The sequence below is a fragment of the Streptomyces endocoffeicus genome (assembly GCF_016741935.1).
Lineage (GTDB): Bacteria > Actinomycetota > Actinomycetes > Streptomycetales > Streptomycetaceae > Streptomyces > Streptomyces endocoffeicus.
In genome coordinates, this window is the sequence record NZ_JAERRG010000196.1 from 1 (window position 1) to 658 (window position 658).

Annotated in this window: 1 protein-coding gene; it reads left to right on the plus strand. The window is 67.6% G+C overall.

Features of this window, described 5'->3' with window-relative positions; translation table 11 throughout:
* On the plus strand, nt 1-658 hold a 658-nt coding region (locus JK364_RS54555; protein WP_201858903.1), incomplete at both ends, for a polyketide synthase dehydratase domain-containing protein.

Genomic DNA, 658 nt, shown 5'->3' on the forward strand with positions numbered 1-658 from the left:
GCTGGGGCCCGACGGCGTTCTGACCGCCATGGCCCACAACTGCCTGGCCAACCGCGTCGAGACCGACAGTGAGGACAGCTCTGGCGCTGAGCCGGAGGTCATCGCCTCCCTGCGCCGGGACCAGCCCGAGGTCAAGGCCGTGGTGGCCTGTCTGGCACGGCAGTTCACCACGGGCGCGTCTATCGACTGGACCCCTCTACTCGGCGGCAGCGACAGCAGCGCCCCGGGGGTTCACCTGGACCTGCCCACCTACGCCTTCCAACGGCAGCGCTACTGGCTCGAGGCCCCGCACCACACAACCAATGCCACCGACCTCGGCCTGGAAACCGTCGAACACCCACTGCTGGGAGCGGCCATTCCACTTGCTGAGGGAGGGCGGGTGTTCGCGGGCCGTGTGTCCTTGCGTACGCATCCATGGCTCGTCGACCACCAGGTGCTCAAGACCGTATTGGTACCCGGAACCGTCCTCGTCGAGATGGTGGTTCATGCGGCGGATCGGGTCGGTTGCGGTCGGGTGGACGAGCTGGCGCTGGAGGCACCGCTGATCCTGACGGAGGAAGGCGGCGTCCAGCTTCAGGTAGTGGTGGAGGAGCCGGATGAGTCGGGTGTCCGGCCGGTCGCGGTGTACTCACGCCCGGAGGATCAAGAGTTCGCCCGT